Here is a 14,923-nt window from a genome sequence, read left to right as displayed (position 1 = left end):
GGAGAAAAGAGTTCCGGCCCCCCGGAAATTGTCGAGTCATTGTCTTAACTTGGCGGCGTTTTGCCGGCGCCGCCCTTGTGCGCTGTCTCTAAAGTGCTTCGACGCGCTTCAGGTTTGTTTTACGCATGTCTTTGCCCCAATGCCGTAGCGGGTCGAGCCTGAACGCTGGCTGAACGAAACCGTTCAGGCAGGCAGGGGGGCGATGCGGCGCTTGGAGCCGTCTTCATCGAGCGCAACATAGATAAAGCGGCCATCGGTGACCTTGACGCGGTCGGCAATACGGTTGCGGCGGGCCCAGGCTTCCATGGAAATGGTGATGGAGGTGGTGCCGACGCGCTCGACACTGGTATAGACGCAGAGGATATCGCCGACCTTGACCGGGGCGATGAAGGTCATGGCCTCGACCGCCACGGTGACGACGCGGCCGCCGCTGCGCTCGACGGCGGCGATGGCGCCGGCAATGTCCATCTGGCTCATCACCCAGCCGCCGAAGATGTCACCGGCCGGATTGGTATCGGCGGGCATGGCCAGGGTGCGGATGGTCAGCGCGCCTTTGGGTTCGGTTGAGTCAGACAGCATCATCAGGGTCCTTTCACCGGCCAGCGGCCGACCGCTTCTTCCCAGTGCTTGCGGCACAGCGAGATATAGACGGATTTTTCGATCGATACCTGCTCGCCATCGGTGAGCACGCGGCCATCGACGCTCTGGCGGACGACCATGGTGGCCTTGGCGCCGCATTCGCAGATGGTGCGGATTTCGCGCAACTCGTCGGCAATGGCCAGCAATTGCGTCGAGCCAGGAAAAAGCTTGCCCTGGAAATCGGTCCTGAGGCCGAAGCACATGACCGGGATTTTCAGCCGGTCGCTGACGCGGGCGAGCTGCCAGACCTGATCGGGGGTGAGGAACTGGGCCTCGTCGACAAAAACGCAGTCGATCTTGCCGCTCTCGGTCTCTTCGCGAATGGCCTGGTAGAGATCGTCATCGGCACCATAGAGCGAGGCAGGCTCGGAAATGCCGATGCGCGAGGCGATGAGGCCGACGCCATTCTCGACATAAAGCGAGGAGGTGTAGAGCAGCGGCCGCATGCCGCGCTCGCGGTAATTATAGGCGGCCTGCAGCAGCAAGGTGGACTTGCCGGCATTCATTGCCGCATAGGAAAAATAGAGCTTGGCCATCGCTCCGTTGTGCCGGAGCGCCCTGGCATGCGCGAGCGGAAAACCGGATGCTCCACAAAAAAGAGGCCGCCCAACCGGGGCGGCCAGAATGCCGAGTGGATCGGCGGGAGAGCCGGGGTTGGCGGCCGCACTCTCCAAAAAGCCGGGCGCGACGTTGGGGACGTGGGGCGCGGCGGGTCCGGTCCATGGGGGATGGGCCGGGAACGCCTGAACGCTTAGCGAGTTTGTATGACGCGGCGGTGACGGGTTCGCTCAGGTATCGTTCAGTTGCAGTTCAGCTTGGCGATGGCAGGCTGGTTATCCACAACGTGGAGTTCTGTTGCGATGGGTAAATCTGTTCTTGTGCTTGGTGCATTGGCGCTGCTGGTCCAGCCGGCATTGGCCTCTCCCGTGGGCACATGGGAAATCGAAATGCGGGATTCGCGTTATTCCGTGGAGATGTGCGGGGACGGCACGCAGTTGTGCGGCACGCTGATCTGGCTGGGCAACGGCGCCGACAACAAGGAAAACCTGCCCTATCTCAACACGCTGCTGATCGACCATGCGCGGCAGGTGGCGCCCAATGAATGGAAGGGCGACCTCCATATCTATGGGCAGACTGCCGGCGGCACGATTACGCAAGTGAGCGAGGACGAGATCGTGCTTGAGGGCTGCGTAGTGTTCGTGGTCTGCAAGACGTATCGGATGTATCGATACGGGGAATAATCCGTTGCGCCGGTTGCGCGAGGCTCCCGTGGGTGCGGGGACTTTCGGGATAGGTTTTTAGTTCGTCGTCCGGGCCATATGTGCCTGCCGCCGGGCCCAGAGCGGGGGCAGCGCTTCGACGGCGAGGATGGCGACGAAGATCAATGCCGCGCCGGCATAGCCAACGGGGGGCAGGCGCTCGCCCAGCAGCAATGCCCCACCGATGGCGGCGAAGAGACTTTCGGCGGACAGGATGATCGCGGCATTGGCTGATGGCACATATTGCTGGCCGATGGCCTGGAAGGTGAAGGCCACCGCCGTCGAGAGGATGCCGGCATAGGCGATCTCGATCCAGCCGGCGGAAATGCCGGGCCAGGCCGGGGTTTCCATGACGAAGGCCAGCGACAGGGCCACGGTGCCCGCGACGAGGAAACTGACGGCCGAGACGAAGATGGGCAGGCCGGTGGCGCGGGCGACATGGCCGAGCAGGATGACGTGCATGGCCCAGAACACGGCGCTGGTGACGATGAGGCCGTCGCCCTGGCTGAAGCTGTCGAGCCCGCCGCCATTGAGATAGTAGATGCCGATCAGCGCCAGCGGCACGCTGAAGAAGATGATCGGATGCGGGCGGGTGCGCAAGATGAGGAAGCCGAGCAGCGGCACGAAGAAAACGTAGAGCCCGGTCAGGAACCCGCCATTGGTGGCCGATGTGGTGGCGAGGCCCGCCTGCTGCAGCCAGGAGCCGATGAAGAAGACGAGGCTCATGCCCGTGATGAAGCCCCAATGGACGCCAGTCAGCGGCGGGGTGCGGCGGCGCTTTTCCCAGAGCGCCAGCGGCAGGACGAGCAGGCCGCCGAGCAGGTAGCGCATGCCGGCAAAGGTCAGCGGGCCCATGGAATCCATGGCCGATTTCTGGGCGATGAAGGCAAAGCCCCAGAGCATGGTGCAGAGCAGGAGCAGCAGGGCGGCGACGGGGCGAGACATGGTTCGTGCTCGGATTATCGGTGGTGCGCCACCTCTCCCTTTGGGGGAGAGGTCGACCCGTCTTCGGGTCGGGTGAGGGGGCCTTTGCCCGGCCAGGAGCGAGAGGAAGGCCCCCTCACCCGGCCTGCGGCCGACCTCTCCCCCAAAGGGAGAGGTGAAGAGCCGCTTCGGCTATTTCAGTTCCGTATCCAGCGCGGCGATGAGCTGATCGATCTCTTCCGGTGTCGTGTAGTGCACGAAGGACAGGCGCAGGACGCCGTGGCTGGGGGCGATGCCGACGGCTTCGAGGAGGCGCCAGGCGTAGAAGTGGCCGCCGCCGGCCATGATGTTGTGCTTTGCCAGCCGTGCGGCGACGGCGGCGCCGGGTTCGGCGAGGCCTAGGGCGATGGTGGGCGCACGCAAGGTGGGATCGTCGGGGCCGATGATGCGGACGGAATTTTTCCTGCGCAGATAGTCGAGCAGGGGCGTGGCGAGGGCCACTTCCTGGGCGCGCATGGCAGCGTGGGCGCGGCGGAAGGGGTCGGTGCCTTCGACGCTGTTGCCGGCGATCGCGGCGACAGTTTCGAGGTAGTCGGCAATGCCTGACGCGGCGGCGATCTGGGCGTGGTCGGGGCCGGCCGGGGTCAGGCGGTAGCGCGGTTTGTCGTCGTTGAAGAAATGGCCCTGGTTGGGCAGCGACATGGCCAGGTCAGGCCGTACGGCCATGACGCCCTGATGGGGGCCGTATACCTTGTAGGCGGAGAAGACGTAGATGTCGGCGCCCAACGCCATGAGGTCCGGCAGGCCGTGCGGGGCATAGCTGACGCCATCGATGGCGGTGACGGCGCCGATGGATTTGGCCCTCGCGGCGATTTCGGCGACGGGGTTGATTTCGCCGGAGACGTTGGAGCAATGCGGGGCGGCGATCAGCTTGACCTTGCTGTCGAGCAGCTTATCGAGATCGGCAAGCGCGAGGCGGCCGGTCAGGGGGTCGATCTGCCATTCGCGGATTTCGGCGCCTATTCTGGCCAGCTTGCGCCAGGCGCCGGTATTGGCCTCGTGATCCTGATTGGTGACGATGACGGCGTCGCCGGGCTTGAGCCAGCCGGCAAAGGCATTGCCCAGCACATAGGTATTGGCCGAGGAGGAGGGACCGAAATGGATCCAGTCGGCGGTGACGTTGAGGGCCTGGGCCAGCCGCTCGAAGCTCAGGTCCATCGCGGCGCCGGCCGCCTGCGAGGCCGGGTAGTGGCCATAGGGCTGGACCTTGGTGGCGCGATAATAGTGATCGAGCTTGTCGAGAACGGCACGGGCCGTATAGGAGCCGCCGGCATTTTCGAAGAAGGCCTGGCCCTTGAGGGACGGTTGGGCAAAGGCGGGGAATTGCTCGCGGATGCGGGCCGGATCGAGGGGCAGGGCGGTCATGGTCTATCCAGTCGGGTGGTCTCCGATTGGTAGTGGATGGTGGGGCAAAAGCAAACCCCGGCCGTTGAGGGCCGGGGTTTGCGCAGCAGCCGCGGGGTGACGGACTGCCGCGGCGAGGCGCCGCCCGTGAAGGAGAGCGGGCGGAACCGGGGTCTAGCCGTTGGCGGGCGCGTCGGCCGGAGCCGGATCGGCGGGGCCGCCCTGCTGCTGGCCATGGTGGCGGGGGCCACCCTTGCCAAAGCCGGGCATGCCGTCGCGGTCTGGGTGCTGCGGGGTCAACTGGGCCAACTGCTCGGCGGTGAGACTGTCGAAGAAGGCTGTAGCCGCGGGCTGCACGGCTTCGAGCGCGGCAAGATGGGCGGTTTCAAAGGCGATGCGGTTTGCCAGCATTGCGGAGAATTCGGGCCGCTCGGCAACGTCGTCGCCCTGGGGCGCGGCAGGGCGGAGGTCTTCGGTGGCGGTGGTGAAGGTCTCGGCGGCGGCCAGTGCGTCAGTCTTGAGGGTGTCGAACAAAGCCTGTTGCTCTGATGTCATCTCGATGGCGTGGCTGAGGCGGACGAGGGCGATCTCGACGCTTTCGGTGTTGCCGCCAAGAAAATTGGCGAGACCACCGCGGTCGGGGCCGCCATGATCGTCCTGATGGAGGTGGATGCCCGGCCCACCGTGGCGGAACGCCTGTTCCTGAGCGGGCGCGGCAGCATCCTGGGCGTAGCTGGGCGCAATGGCGGAAAGGCCGAAACTGGCCGTCATCAGCGCCACAATGGCGGTCGTCGTGATCGTCTTCATGGAGGGGTCCTTTGCATGGGAACCGGTTGATCCGGCAGGAGTGACCCTAGAGGGTGCAGTCTGTTCACGACCTTGCGAGGGGATGAAGACTTGGTCAGGTTGGTAAGAAAGGGGATCGATTTGATCGAGATCGTGACGGACCCGTTTCCCAGTGACGAGGCGATGCGCCGGCTATGGCTGGCAGCCTGGGGCGATGCGGGACGGGAGAGCTTCCAGCCGCTGCTGGGGCGGAGCCTGGCGCATATGGGCGCCTATGACGGCGCCGTGCTGATCGGCTTCGTCAATGTCGCCTGGGATGGCGGCGTGCATGCCTTCATTCTCGATACCTGCGTGGACCCAGGCTTCCGGCGGCAGGGCATTGCGTCGCGGCTCGTGGCGCGTGCCGCCGAGGTGGCGCGGGCGCGCGGGGCGCATTGGCTGCATGTGGATTTCGAGCCGCATCTTGAGGGCTTCTACCGGCACTGCGGCTTCGGCCCGACGGCTGCAGGGCTGATGCGACTCCGCTAGGGCCTGATGTCGCGCAGGCCCGAAATGAGCAGGGTGAGGCCCAGGGCGCCAAAGGCGGTGCCGAAGGCGGCTTCGATCCAGCGCCAGAAGCGCGCATAGCCGCGGCTGGCGAGGCCGGTGGAGAACATGACGCCGTAAAAGCCGTAGATCAGCGTGGCCGAGATGGCCACAACCGGGCCGAAAGCCAGAACCTGTGCGGCATTGAGGCCGGCGCCGAACAGGAAGGTGGCGAGCGCCAGCCACATCAGCAGGGCCTTGGGATTGGTCATGACTACGAAGAAGCCACGGCGCCAGGCGGCGGGATCGGAGAGGGGGCGGGTTTCGGCGCGCAGGGCCGCCTCGGTGCCGCGCAATACGGCGCGCAGGCCGCGAAAACCCAGATAGCAGAGATAGGCGCCGCCGATGAATTTGAGCGCGGTGAGCAGGGCCGGGACCGCGGTGAAGACGGCGCCGAGGCCGAGCGAGGCTATTGCGGCCCAGACCAGGGTGCCCGAGGCAATGCCGGCCACGACCAACAGGGCCGAGCGGCGGCCGCGACCGAGCGCCGTTTCGATAACGGCGAACATGTTGGGACCGGGCGAGGCCTGTGCCGCGGCGACGCCGAGGAGGACGAGAAGGAAACTCTGCAACATCGAACGGCCCGGTGGATCAGGAGGCGATGTATTCCCTTAGCACTTCGGCCTCGTGTTCGGCTTCCTGTATCTTGTATTTGACCACATCGCCGATGGAGACGATGCCGACCAGTTTGCCGGTTTCGGCGACGGGCATATGGCGGATGCGCAGGCTGGTCATGCGCTCCATGACCTCGGCAATGTTGGTGTCGCGCCGGCAGGTGACGACGCCGCGGGTCATGACCTTGCCGATGGGCAGGGCCAGTGCGCCGGCCGGGTCCTTGCCGAGGCGGCGGATGATATCGCGTTCGGAAAGGATGCCCGTTATGGCCCCGGCGGTATCGGTGATCACCACGGCGCCAATATTGTGGGCGTTGAGCAGGCTGACCGCGTCGGCCAGCGTATCGGTTTCAGGCAGGGTGTGGACGATCACGCCCTTGGTTTGCAGGATGGTATCGACAAGCATGTTGTTGAAGTCCTCCTTGGTACGCAGTGCTGACTGTGGACCCGGAGCCGCCGGGCAGCAATAGGCCGATGGTCGGAAAAGAAAAGGGCCGGCGCAAGGCCGGCCCAGTAACGTCGGGAACCAGGGGAGGAGGTCAACCTTCGCCTTGGCCGGGAGACCAATGGCGGTGGTTGGGTCGGCGAACCGGCGCTTCGGCCGGAAGAGCGCCGCGCAAGGCAATGCGCGCGGCTTCGAACAATATCGCGACGACCAGAATGGTCAGCGGCACCATGAACACCGCGATCTGGGTGTCGGGCTGGCTGGCCAGGTTCGCGGCAGTAGCCGGTGTGACGCCGGCAATCAGGGCAACCATGGAGACCAGGCCCAGCAGGACCGAGGAGGCAATGGCGTAGAGCCTGAAACTTTTCCGCTTGGTGGACGTAGATTTGTGCATGGGATCCGTCGTCCGTGTCTTCGCTATGGGGGCATAAAGCCATGCGAATGCGGTTCGAGTTTGGATCGAATGGGGTGCGGCGCGTACCATTTGAGGGCGAAACTGTGGCGGCTGACCGCCGAGGAGGCGAGCATGCGGGTGATAATCGCAGTGGCAATGATGCTGGCGGCGCTGGTCGCTCCGGCCCTGGCGCAGGACGAGGCGGCGCCGTGGCAGGCTGTCGTGACCGGGCAGATCGAGGCGTTTCGCGCGGCAGACGGCGCGGGGGCACTGCGCTTTGCCGGGCAGGGGTTTCGCACGCAATTCGAAGGCCAGCCGGAAGCGTTCTACAGCGCGCTTCTGTCGTCGGGCTATGGTCCGATTGTAAAGTCGCGGTCCCACAGTTTTGCGGAATTCCGCAAGGTCGGCGAGGCGGCGGTGTTGCAGGTGGTCAAGCTGGTCGGCCCCGATCAAAGCCTCTACGAGGCGCTGTATCAGCTGGCCGACGAGCCGGACGAAGGCTGGCGGGTGCAGGGGGTGATCCTGCGGCGGGAGGCCGGGGTCGGGATATAGCTGCGCCGCCGCAGCAGGTCATTCATAGGCGTGGCTGCCGAAATGGCGGTCACGCGGCTTGCCGCGGCGCGGCAGCATGGCACCGACGAAGCCCGCCAGCGGGCGCAGCAGCCCATTGGTGAAGCGGCCATGCCGCTCGACGACGACGACGGGTGCATCGGGCTCTTCCCAATGCTGGTGGTAGATATTCCTGAACAGGTAGCTGGATGGGATCATTTTCAGTCTCCATATTTGAATCGATTCAATTCTTGAGGGTAAAAATGCGTTGAACCGGTTCAAAACATTAGGCCGGCGAGCCGCGGAGTCAAGCGGAATTTGAACCGATACAATAATTCTGCTAGACAAAGCTGTGCAAGGAGTTCCGCGGAAAGTGGCCAGGCAAGGCGAGACCAGCATCAAGCTGAGGGATGTGGCGAAGGCGGCCGGCGTGTCGCAGGGCACGGCGTCCAATGTGTTCAGCAAGCCGGAAGTGGTGCGCGAGGAAGTGCGCGAGCATGTGCTTGAGGTGGCCAGGGCACTGGGCTATGCCGGCCCCAGCGTGACCGGGCGGCTGCTGCGGCAGGGCAAGGTCAATGCGGTGGGCGTCGCCGCGATCGAGCCGCTGAGCTATTTTTTTGAAGACCTGTGGGCGCGCCAGCTCATGAGCGAGATATCGAAAATCTGCGATGCGCGCGGGGCCGGCGTGGCGCTGGTCTCGGCCCGCAGCGATGAGCGGGTGGACTGGAATATCCAGTCGGCGCTGGTGGATGGTTTCATCCTGCTCTGCGTCGAGGGGGGCGAGCGGCTGGTGGACGTCACCCGGCAGCGGCAATTGCCCTACGTGGCGCTGGCAATCGGGACGGAGGACAGCACCATTCCGGCCATCGGCGTCGACAATGTCAGCGGCGCGCGAATGGCGGCGGAGCATCTGATCGGGCTGGGGCACCGGCGGCTGGCCATTCTGTCCACGATGATCGATGAAGCGGACGAGCCGGGGCGGCGGAGCGAGGCCGAGGTGATGGCGACGATCTATTCGACCTCACGCGACCGCGCCCTGGGCTATTGGCAGGCCATGGACGCGGCCGGAATCGAGCGGGCGCCGGTCTTCGATACGCGGGAGCATGAAGCCGGCACGCATGCCATGATGACAGAGATATTCGCGGCGGAGCCGCCGACGGCCATCCTGGCCATGTCGGACAAGATTGCGCTCCATGCGGTCGACTGGCTGCTGCGCAACGGTCTTGCGGTGCCCGACGCCGTGTCGATCGTGGGGTTCGATGGGGTGCCGGAAGCGGCCATGGCCACGCCCAAGCTGACCACGGTCGAGCAGCCGATGCAGGAGATCGCGCGGCGGGCCGTGGATGCGGCGCTGGGCGGCACGCAGGTCGAGGGCCGCCAGGTGTTGCAGGCGCGGCTCGTCTTGCGCGAAACCACGGCGCCCCCACCTTCGTAGCGCTTGCCGCCGTCGGCGCGACCCCGTATCAGTCTGCCCGGCAATTCCGGGAGGTTGTTATGGGGTTCTTGTCCGAGGCACTGGAGCGCGTGGCGCCGTCTGCGACGGTGGCGATCAGCCAGAAGGCGCGCACCATGGCGCAGGAGGGGCGCGATATCATCGCGCTTTCGGCGGGCGAGCCGGATTTCGACACCCCGCTGCATGTGCGCGAGGCGGCCATCCGCGCCATGGAAGAGGGCAAGACGCGCTATACCAATGTCGATGGCATTCCCGAGCTCAAGGAGGCCGTTGCAGCCAAGTTCCGGCGCGATAACGGGCTCGACGTGACGGCGGCGGACTGTTTCGTCGCCTCGGGCGGCAAGCAGATCATCTTCAACGCGCTGATGGCGACGCTCAATCCCGGCGACGAAGTCGTGGTGCCGGTGCCCTATTGGGTGAGTTATCCCGAAATCGTAAGGCTATGCGGAGCCGAGCCGGTGTTTGCGGTGGCCGATTCGAGCACCGGCTTCAAGCTCAAGCCCGAGGTGCTGGAGGCGGCGATCAGCCCTGCCACCAAGTGGCTGATCCTCAACACGCCATCCAACCCGACGGGCGCGGCCTATACGGAAGCCGAGCTCAAGGGGCTGGCCGAGGTGCTGATGCGGCATCCCCACGTCCACATCCTCACCGACGATATCTATGAAGTGCTGGTCTATGACGGCGGCAAATTCGCCACCATTGCGCAGGTGGAGCCGCGCCTGCAGCCGCGCACGCTGACGATGAATGGGGTCTCAAAGTCGCATGCCATGACCGGCTGGCGCATCGGCTATTGCACCGGGCCGCGGCCGCTGCTGGCGGCGATGCTGAAGCTGCAGAGCCAGTCGACCACCAATCCCAGCTCGATCGCGCAGTGGGCGGCGGTCGAGGCGCTGAACGGGCCGCAGGAATTCCTCGCCGAGTGGCGGCAGGTGTTCCAGGAGCGGCGGGATCTCGTGGTCAAGGGGCTCAATGCCAATACCGGGCTCGATTGCCTCGTGCCCGAGGGCGCATTCTACGTGTTCCCATCATGCAAGCGGCTGCTGGGCAAGACCAGCGCCGGGGGCAAGAGGCTCGATACGGACGAGGATTTCGTCATGGCGCTGCTGGAAGAGACCGGCGTGGCGCTGGTGCATGGCGCGGCATTCGGGCTGCCGGGGCATTTCCGGCTGAGCTATGCGGCGGGGAATGCCGAACTGGAAGAGGCGGTGGCGCGGATACAGCGGTTCTGCGCGGGGATCAGCTAGGCTTCTTCCCTTCTCCCCTCGTGGGAGAAGGTGCCCCGAAGGGGCGGATGAGGGGGCACGGAGCCATCCGCAAGCATTAAAGCATGGGAGGGCGCAGAACCGCTCACCCGGTTTTCCGCTGGACGCGGAAAACCACCCTCTCACAAGGGGCGAGGGGTGTCTCCACTCATGGGCAAGTTCGTGCGCTTGCCCCTACTTCCCCATCCAGCTTAAAAAGCCGGTGCTGTCGCCGCCGGCCTGGGCGAACATCTGGGTGAGTTTGCTGGTGGTGGTGTAGCTGTCGACGGCGGCCTGGTAGAATTTTTCGCTCCAGCCGGCAGCCTGGCGTTCCTCGGCGCTCATCGAGGCGAAGATCGACATGATGTTCTGGCTGAAGGCGGTGGGGTCGCTGGACTTGGCAGCATTCTGGAAGCCGGCGAGCAGGGCGGCGCCGCTCTTGTCGCGCAGGGCCGTGTTGGCGGCGCTGACTTCCTGGGTGGTGAACTGGCCGGTGGCGTCGAGCACGATGGACGACAGCGTGCGGCTGGGGAATTTCGACATATCGATATAGGTGCCCACGGTGGTCGACTTGTTGAAGGTGGGCACCTTGCCGGCCTTGATGGCGTCGGCATAGAGGGTGTCGAGCGTCTTGCGGGCGCCGGTGGCCACATCCTCGATGGCCTGCGGTTCGGCAGCCTCGCCGGCTTCGACCAGCGCCAGATAGAGCGCCACGGGATCGTCGGCGCCGGCGTCGGGCATGGTCTTGGGGGCAGCCTGCAGCTGCTTCTGCGCCTCGGTGATGGCGGCGCGGCCGGCGATCCAGTCGGCGCCGGCCTTTTCCTCGGCGCCGAGGCTGTCGAGATATTCGGCGGCTGCCTTGTAGAGGCCGGTGAAATTGCCGGTGACCTCGGCAACGGCGGCAGGGCCGGCCAGGGCCGCCTCGAAGCGGCGTTGCATTTCGAGGCCGGCCGCGTCCTGCTCGTCCTGGGTAAAGCTGTCGTCGCTGGCCATGGCGAAGAGTTCGCGGGCATCGAGGCTGGAGAGGTCGAGCGCCAGCTTGTCGCCTTCGAGCGGCGAGGTGCGGCCGGCCTCGGTCAGCAGGGCGGAGAGCTTGGCGCGCGCATCGGCGACAACGGTGGCAAAGTCCCGTTCGGCGAGGGCGGCAAGGGCCTCGTCGGAGAGGGTAACCGAGGTCGCCGCCTGTTCGCCGGTGCCGCTCGCCGCCGTACTGGCTGTCGTGGTGGCGGTGGCGGCCTGGGCGGACGCTGCGGCCTTGTAATAGCTGTTGGTCGAATAGGCGGCGCTGCTGACGGCAACCATCGGATGCTCCTGCAATCGGTCAGGGACCGCGATGCAAGTCGCGTGCCGGAAGGAAAGCGAGCAAAATCAGTGCGTTGAGGTTCCTGCTCCGGGACGGGGCGGCAGAACTTGCCGGGAGGTAGGAAAGAATGGCGCTTGCTTGCAAAAGAAAGGCCCCGCCCGAGGGGATGGGCAGGGCCTTAGAGGTCTTCAGCCGAAGCGTCTGACCTTGGAGGAGCGGCGCCACGAACGCCGCTGAACTGGTCATCCGCACTATCGGATGCCGCGCGGCGCGACACAAACGCACAATGGGAAATGCTGCCATGCAGATTCGCCGATATGGGGGGCTTTGCCGCGTCGCTTTGGGCAAAAAAAGAGGCTCCAACCGAAGTTGGAGCCTGATGATAGGGCCGAAGCCAAATCGAAAGTATGGCCCTGCGCAAGGGAGGAGGATATGCGCCGAACCGGGTGGATGAAGGCCGAGGGAGGAGGATACGGCCTAAATCCGGTGTCGCAAGAAGCGGGTCCGAGGGAGGAGGATACGGAGCGGCTTCACCAGCGACGAGACCAATATAGGTTTTGACCGTTTGGTCAGCAATAGACAGGTCAACATGACTGCCATGCATTCTGCACAGCGACATTCTGTCAGTCCTAGAACACCGCCAGGTATTTCAGCAGCGAGATTATGCCGATGACGATGACCACGATCTGGATGATCTGGCGAATGCGCGCTTCGACGGGCAGGCGTTGAACCAGCCAGAGAATGAGGACGACCACCAGGAAGGTGATCAGGATACTGATCAGGACAGACATGTGACGCTCCGGGCGCGTGTATCGCGCCGGGAGGTAACGCATGCCGGCGCGGTTCGTTGCGCGGGCCGTTCTACAGGGCAAAAAAAGAGGCTCCAACCGAGGTTGGAGCCTGATGATAGGGCCGAAGCCAAATCGAAAGTGGGGCAGAGAGCAAGGGAGGAGGATATGCGCTCTGCCGTTGAACCTGGATCGAGGGAGGAGGATACGATCCCGGTTCGGTGTCGCGATACGGGGTCCGAAGGGAGGAGGAGATCGGAGCGCGCCTCAGCGACGGTTCGAATATGAACTCTATCGAGCTGGTAGACAATACAAGGTCTGACATGTCAGCCATGCAAATTCGCGCAGGCTGGAAAAGAATGTGGCCCCGCTCGAGGGGAGAGCGGAGCCACATCAGTTGCAGGAACAAGTTCCCGCAAGGAGGGAACGCAGCAGGGCGCAAGGGAGGAGGAGAAGCACCCGCTGTGCTTGAGGCGATATAGGACGCGAGCTTAGGCGCAACAATCGGGCAGGTGACATGGAAGCCATGCGCCGGGCGCATGTGACTTGGAATAGCTGGGCGAAATCACCGTAGGTGCTGCGCCGGAAGACGGGGCTATTCGCCATATCCCCCTTGAATGCGCCGAAGATGGATTGGCGCAGGGTGTCCGCCCAGTTGGCTGAATTGGCGATAAATGAGCTTATTCGGCGCGCTCAAGGCTGGCGATGGCGCCGGCAAGTTCACCGAGATGGGCGATCTTGCGATAGCGCGGCTCATCGGCCGGCTCGTCGGCATGCTCGTAGGACCAGGTCAGGTCGTGGGGCACGTAGATGGCGAAGCTGCCAGCCTCCAGCGCGGGCAGGATGTCGGAGCGCAGCGAATTGCCGACCATGACGGTGCGATCGGGCCCATCGGTGTGGCGCGCGAAGATGCGGGCATAGGTGGCCTTGTTCTTGTCGGCGACGATTTCCACGGCGGCGAAATAGTCGGCAAGGCCCGAGGCGGCGATCTTGCGCTCCTGGTCGAACACGTCGCCCTTGGTGATGAGGATGAGCCGGTGCGTCTGCTGCAACCGGTCGAGCGCCTGGTCGACATAGGGCAGGGTCTCGATGGGGTAGCTGAGCAATTCGCGCCCCGCGGCGAGGATTTCGGCGATGACGGTGCCGGGGACGCGATGATCGGTGATGTCGAGGGCGGTCTCGACCATGGAGAGGGCAAAGCCCTTCATGCCGAAGCCGTAGAAGGAGAGGTTCCTGGTGACCGAAGCGATGAGGCGAGCGTTGAGATCGGGCGCATCGGTATAGTCCTTGAGCAGGTCGGCGAAGCGCTGCTCGGTCAGGCGGAAGAACTGCTCGTTCTGCCAGAGGGTGTCATCGGCATCGAGGGCGATGGTGGTGATGGGCATGGGTGGCCTCGGTGGCACGCCCTCGTGGTTCGAGGCGCCACATGGCGCACCTCACCATGAGGGCTACTCTTGATCCGCTGTTCCAACAGCCTCATGGTGAGGTGCGAGCCCTTCGCGAGCCTCGAACCACGAGGGCGTGGCACGATGTCAGAAGCTCCATTCCCTGGCTTTTGCCACGAGGAAGTCGCGGAAGACGCCGACGCGCTTGGAGTTCTTGAGGGCCGGCGGATAGACGAAAAAGCCTTCATAGGCGGGCAGCTCGATCTCGGGCAGCACCTGGACCAGGCCGTCTTCCTGCTCGGTGACATAGTCGGGCAGCATGGCGATGCCGATGCCGGCGCGGCAGGCCTGCAGCATGCCATAGATGGCGTTGACCTTGAGGGCGGCGCGGCGCGGGCTCGAATCGGAGCGGCCCATGCGTTCGAGATAGTTGATGTCGCCCAGATAGGACGGCACCGGCTCGCCGAAGCTGATGATGCGATGGTCATCGAGCTGCTCGGCGCTGGCGGGCATGCCGAACTCGTCGATATAGGCGTTGGACGCATAGAAGTGGTTGTGGACGGTGAACAGCTTGCGCTGGATCATCTCGGACTGGTTGGGCCGGTGCAGGCGGATGGCCACGTCGGCCTCGCGCATGGCCAGGTCCAGCTCGGCGTCGTTGAGGCGGATTTCGAGCTGGATCAGCGGATAGAGCTTCAAAAATTCGTCGAGCCGCGAGCTGAGCCAGGTCGAGCCGATGCCGACCGTGGTGGTGACGATCAGCGGGCCGGTGGGGACGTCCTGGCTTTCGGACATCTGGGTCTCCACCTGCTGGAGTTCCCAGTGCATGCGGTGGGCGGTGCGGAAGAGCTGTTCGCCGACCTCGGTCAGTACCAGGCCGCGGGCGTGGCGGATGAAGAGCTTGAGGCCGAGATCGTCTTCCAGCGCCGAAATCTGGCGGGAAACGGCAGACTGGCTCATGCCCAGCTTTTCGGCGGCATGGGTGAAACTGCCCGACTCGGCGGCGGTATGGAAAATCCGGAGCTTGTCCCAGTCGAGCATTTGGTTGGACGCTTTCTAGTTGTCTATCAGCCGGGGTGCGGAACCTTGCCCGCCAACACGGCGGAGACATGGCAGGAGCAGAAGCAGGCAAAGTGCAAGTGGGACATCATGGC

At 64.6% G+C, this 14,923-nt stretch carries 18 protein-coding genes; 5 read left to right on the top strand and 13 right to left on the bottom strand.

Annotation, left to right across the window (positions count from 1 at the left end):
- Positions 1-183: 183 nt before the first annotated feature.
- Together ASD04_RS05990 and ASD04_RS05985 are read right to left on the bottom strand one after the other, a co-directional pair.
- Positions 184-579 (bottom strand): acyl-CoA thioesterase, encoded by a 396-nt coding sequence (locus tag ASD04_RS05990; RefSeq protein WP_056255441.1) that lies wholly within the window; start codon positions 577-579, stop codon positions 184-186.
- A gap of 2 nt (positions 580-581) precedes the next feature.
- Positions 582-1,175 (bottom strand): thymidine kinase, encoded by a 594-nt coding sequence (locus ASD04_RS05985; protein ID WP_056254005.1) that lies wholly within the window; start codon positions 1,173-1,175, stop codon positions 582-584.
- A gap of 324 nt (positions 1,176-1,499) precedes the next feature.
- On the opposite strand from ASD04_RS05985, the gene ASD04_RS05980 reads away from it, so the two are divergent.
- Positions 1,500-1,880: a DUF2147 domain-containing protein gene (locus tag ASD04_RS05980; RefSeq protein WP_162245109.1), complete on the top strand. Its 381-nt coding sequence runs from the start codon at positions 1,500-1,502 to the stop codon at positions 1,878-1,880.
- 57 nt (positions 1,881-1,937) lie between these two features.
- Here the strand turns inward: ASD04_RS05980 and ASD04_RS05975 are convergent, their stop codons facing one another.
- The 3 genes from ASD04_RS05975 to ASD04_RS05965 form a co-directional block, all read right to left on the bottom strand.
- Entirely contained in the window at positions 1,938-2,843 is a 906-nt protein-coding gene (locus tag ASD04_RS05975; protein WP_056253999.1) for a DMT family transporter, read from the bottom strand.
- Positions 2,844-3,014: 171 nt separating this feature from the next.
- Entirely contained in the window at positions 3,015-4,247 is a 1,233-nt protein-coding gene (locus ASD04_RS05970; RefSeq protein WP_156461132.1) for an aminotransferase class V-fold PLP-dependent enzyme, read from the bottom strand.
- Between the two features lie 153 nt (positions 4,248-4,400).
- Positions 4,401-5,033, bottom strand: a complete 633-nt coding sequence (locus ASD04_RS05965) for a hypothetical protein (protein ID WP_056253996.1) — start codon at positions 5,031-5,033, stop codon at positions 4,401-4,403.
- Between the two features lie 162 nt (positions 5,034-5,195).
- On the opposite strand from ASD04_RS05965, the gene ASD04_RS05960 reads away from it, so the two are divergent.
- Complete coding sequence (locus ASD04_RS05960) at positions 5,196-5,540, top strand: GNAT family N-acetyltransferase (RefSeq protein ID WP_156461175.1); 345 nt, start codon at positions 5,196-5,198, stop codon at positions 5,538-5,540.
- Here the strand turns inward: ASD04_RS05960 and ASD04_RS05955 are convergent.
- The 3 genes from ASD04_RS05955 to ASD04_RS19585 all read right to left on the bottom strand — a co-directional run bounded on the left by ASD04_RS05955 (position 5,537) and on the right by ASD04_RS19585 (position 7,050).
- Positions 5,537-6,172 (bottom strand): LysE family transporter, encoded by a 636-nt coding sequence (locus tag ASD04_RS05955; protein ID WP_056253989.1) that lies wholly within the window; start codon positions 6,170-6,172, stop codon positions 5,537-5,539. The genes ASD04_RS05960 and ASD04_RS05955 overlap by 4 nt on opposite strands.
- Positions 6,173-6,188: 16 nt before the next feature.
- Positions 6,189-6,617: a CBS domain-containing protein gene (locus tag ASD04_RS05950; RefSeq protein WP_056253986.1), complete on the bottom strand. Its 429-nt coding sequence runs from the start codon at positions 6,615-6,617 to the stop codon at positions 6,189-6,191.
- A 133-nt stretch (positions 6,618-6,750) separates the two neighbouring features.
- Positions 6,751-7,050, bottom strand: a complete 300-nt coding sequence (locus ASD04_RS19585) for a hypothetical protein (RefSeq protein ID WP_056253983.1) — start codon at positions 7,048-7,050, stop codon at positions 6,751-6,753.
- A 132-nt stretch (positions 7,051-7,182) separates the two neighbouring features.
- Between ASD04_RS19585 and ASD04_RS19580 the strand changes: the two genes are divergently transcribed.
- On the top strand, positions 7,183-7,602 hold the full coding sequence (locus ASD04_RS19580) for a DUF4864 domain-containing protein (protein ID WP_162245108.1): 420 nt from the start codon (positions 7,183-7,185) through the stop codon (positions 7,600-7,602).
- Positions 7,603-7,620: 18 nt separating this feature from the next.
- Here the strand turns inward: ASD04_RS19580 and ASD04_RS05935 are convergent, their stop codons facing one another.
- Positions 7,621-7,818, bottom strand: a complete 198-nt coding sequence (locus ASD04_RS05935) for a hypothetical protein (protein ID WP_056253978.1) — start codon at positions 7,816-7,818, stop codon at positions 7,621-7,623.
- A 154-nt stretch (positions 7,819-7,972) separates the two neighbouring features.
- On the opposite strand from ASD04_RS05935, the gene ASD04_RS05930 reads away from it, so the two are divergent.
- Together ASD04_RS05930 and ASD04_RS05925 are read left to right on the top strand one after the other, a co-directional pair.
- Positions 7,973-9,034, top strand: coding sequence for a LacI family DNA-binding transcriptional regulator (locus ASD04_RS05930; RefSeq protein WP_056253975.1), 1,062 nt, complete (start codon positions 7,973-7,975; stop codon positions 9,032-9,034).
- Between the two features lie 59 nt (positions 9,035-9,093).
- On the top strand, positions 9,094-10,296 hold the full coding sequence (locus tag ASD04_RS05925; protein WP_056253972.1) for a pyridoxal phosphate-dependent aminotransferase: 1,203 nt from the start codon (positions 9,094-9,096) through the stop codon (positions 10,294-10,296).
- Positions 10,297-10,488: 192 nt separating this feature from the next.
- Here the strand turns inward: ASD04_RS05925 and ASD04_RS05920 are convergent, their stop codons facing one another.
- From ASD04_RS05920 to ASD04_RS05910, 4 genes are all read right to left on the bottom strand, one after another.
- Positions 10,489-11,595, bottom strand: a complete 1,107-nt coding sequence (locus ASD04_RS05920; RefSeq protein WP_056253967.1) for a hypothetical protein — start codon at positions 11,593-11,595, stop codon at positions 10,489-10,491.
- A 630-nt stretch (positions 11,596-12,225) separates the two neighbouring features.
- On the bottom strand, positions 12,226-12,387 hold the full coding sequence (locus tag ASD04_RS19695) for a Thivi_2564 family membrane protein (protein WP_200940237.1): 162 nt from the start codon (positions 12,385-12,387) through the stop codon (positions 12,226-12,228).
- 677 nt (positions 12,388-13,064) lie between these two features.
- Positions 13,065-13,769 (bottom strand): HAD family hydrolase, encoded by a 705-nt coding sequence (locus tag ASD04_RS05915; protein WP_056253964.1) that lies wholly within the window; start codon positions 13,767-13,769, stop codon positions 13,065-13,067.
- A gap of 147 nt (positions 13,770-13,916) precedes the next feature.
- Complete coding sequence (locus ASD04_RS05910; RefSeq protein WP_056253961.1) at positions 13,917-14,810, bottom strand: LysR family transcriptional regulator; 894 nt, start codon at positions 14,808-14,810, stop codon at positions 13,917-13,919.
- Positions 14,811-14,923 lie beyond the last annotated feature (113 nt).

This window comes from Devosia sp. Root436, assembly GCF_001426345.1.
GTDB lineage: Bacteria > Pseudomonadota > Alphaproteobacteria > Rhizobiales > Devosiaceae > Devosia.
Note: the sequence above shows the minus strand (reverse complement) of the source record. Positions and strands in the feature narration are given on the sequence as shown.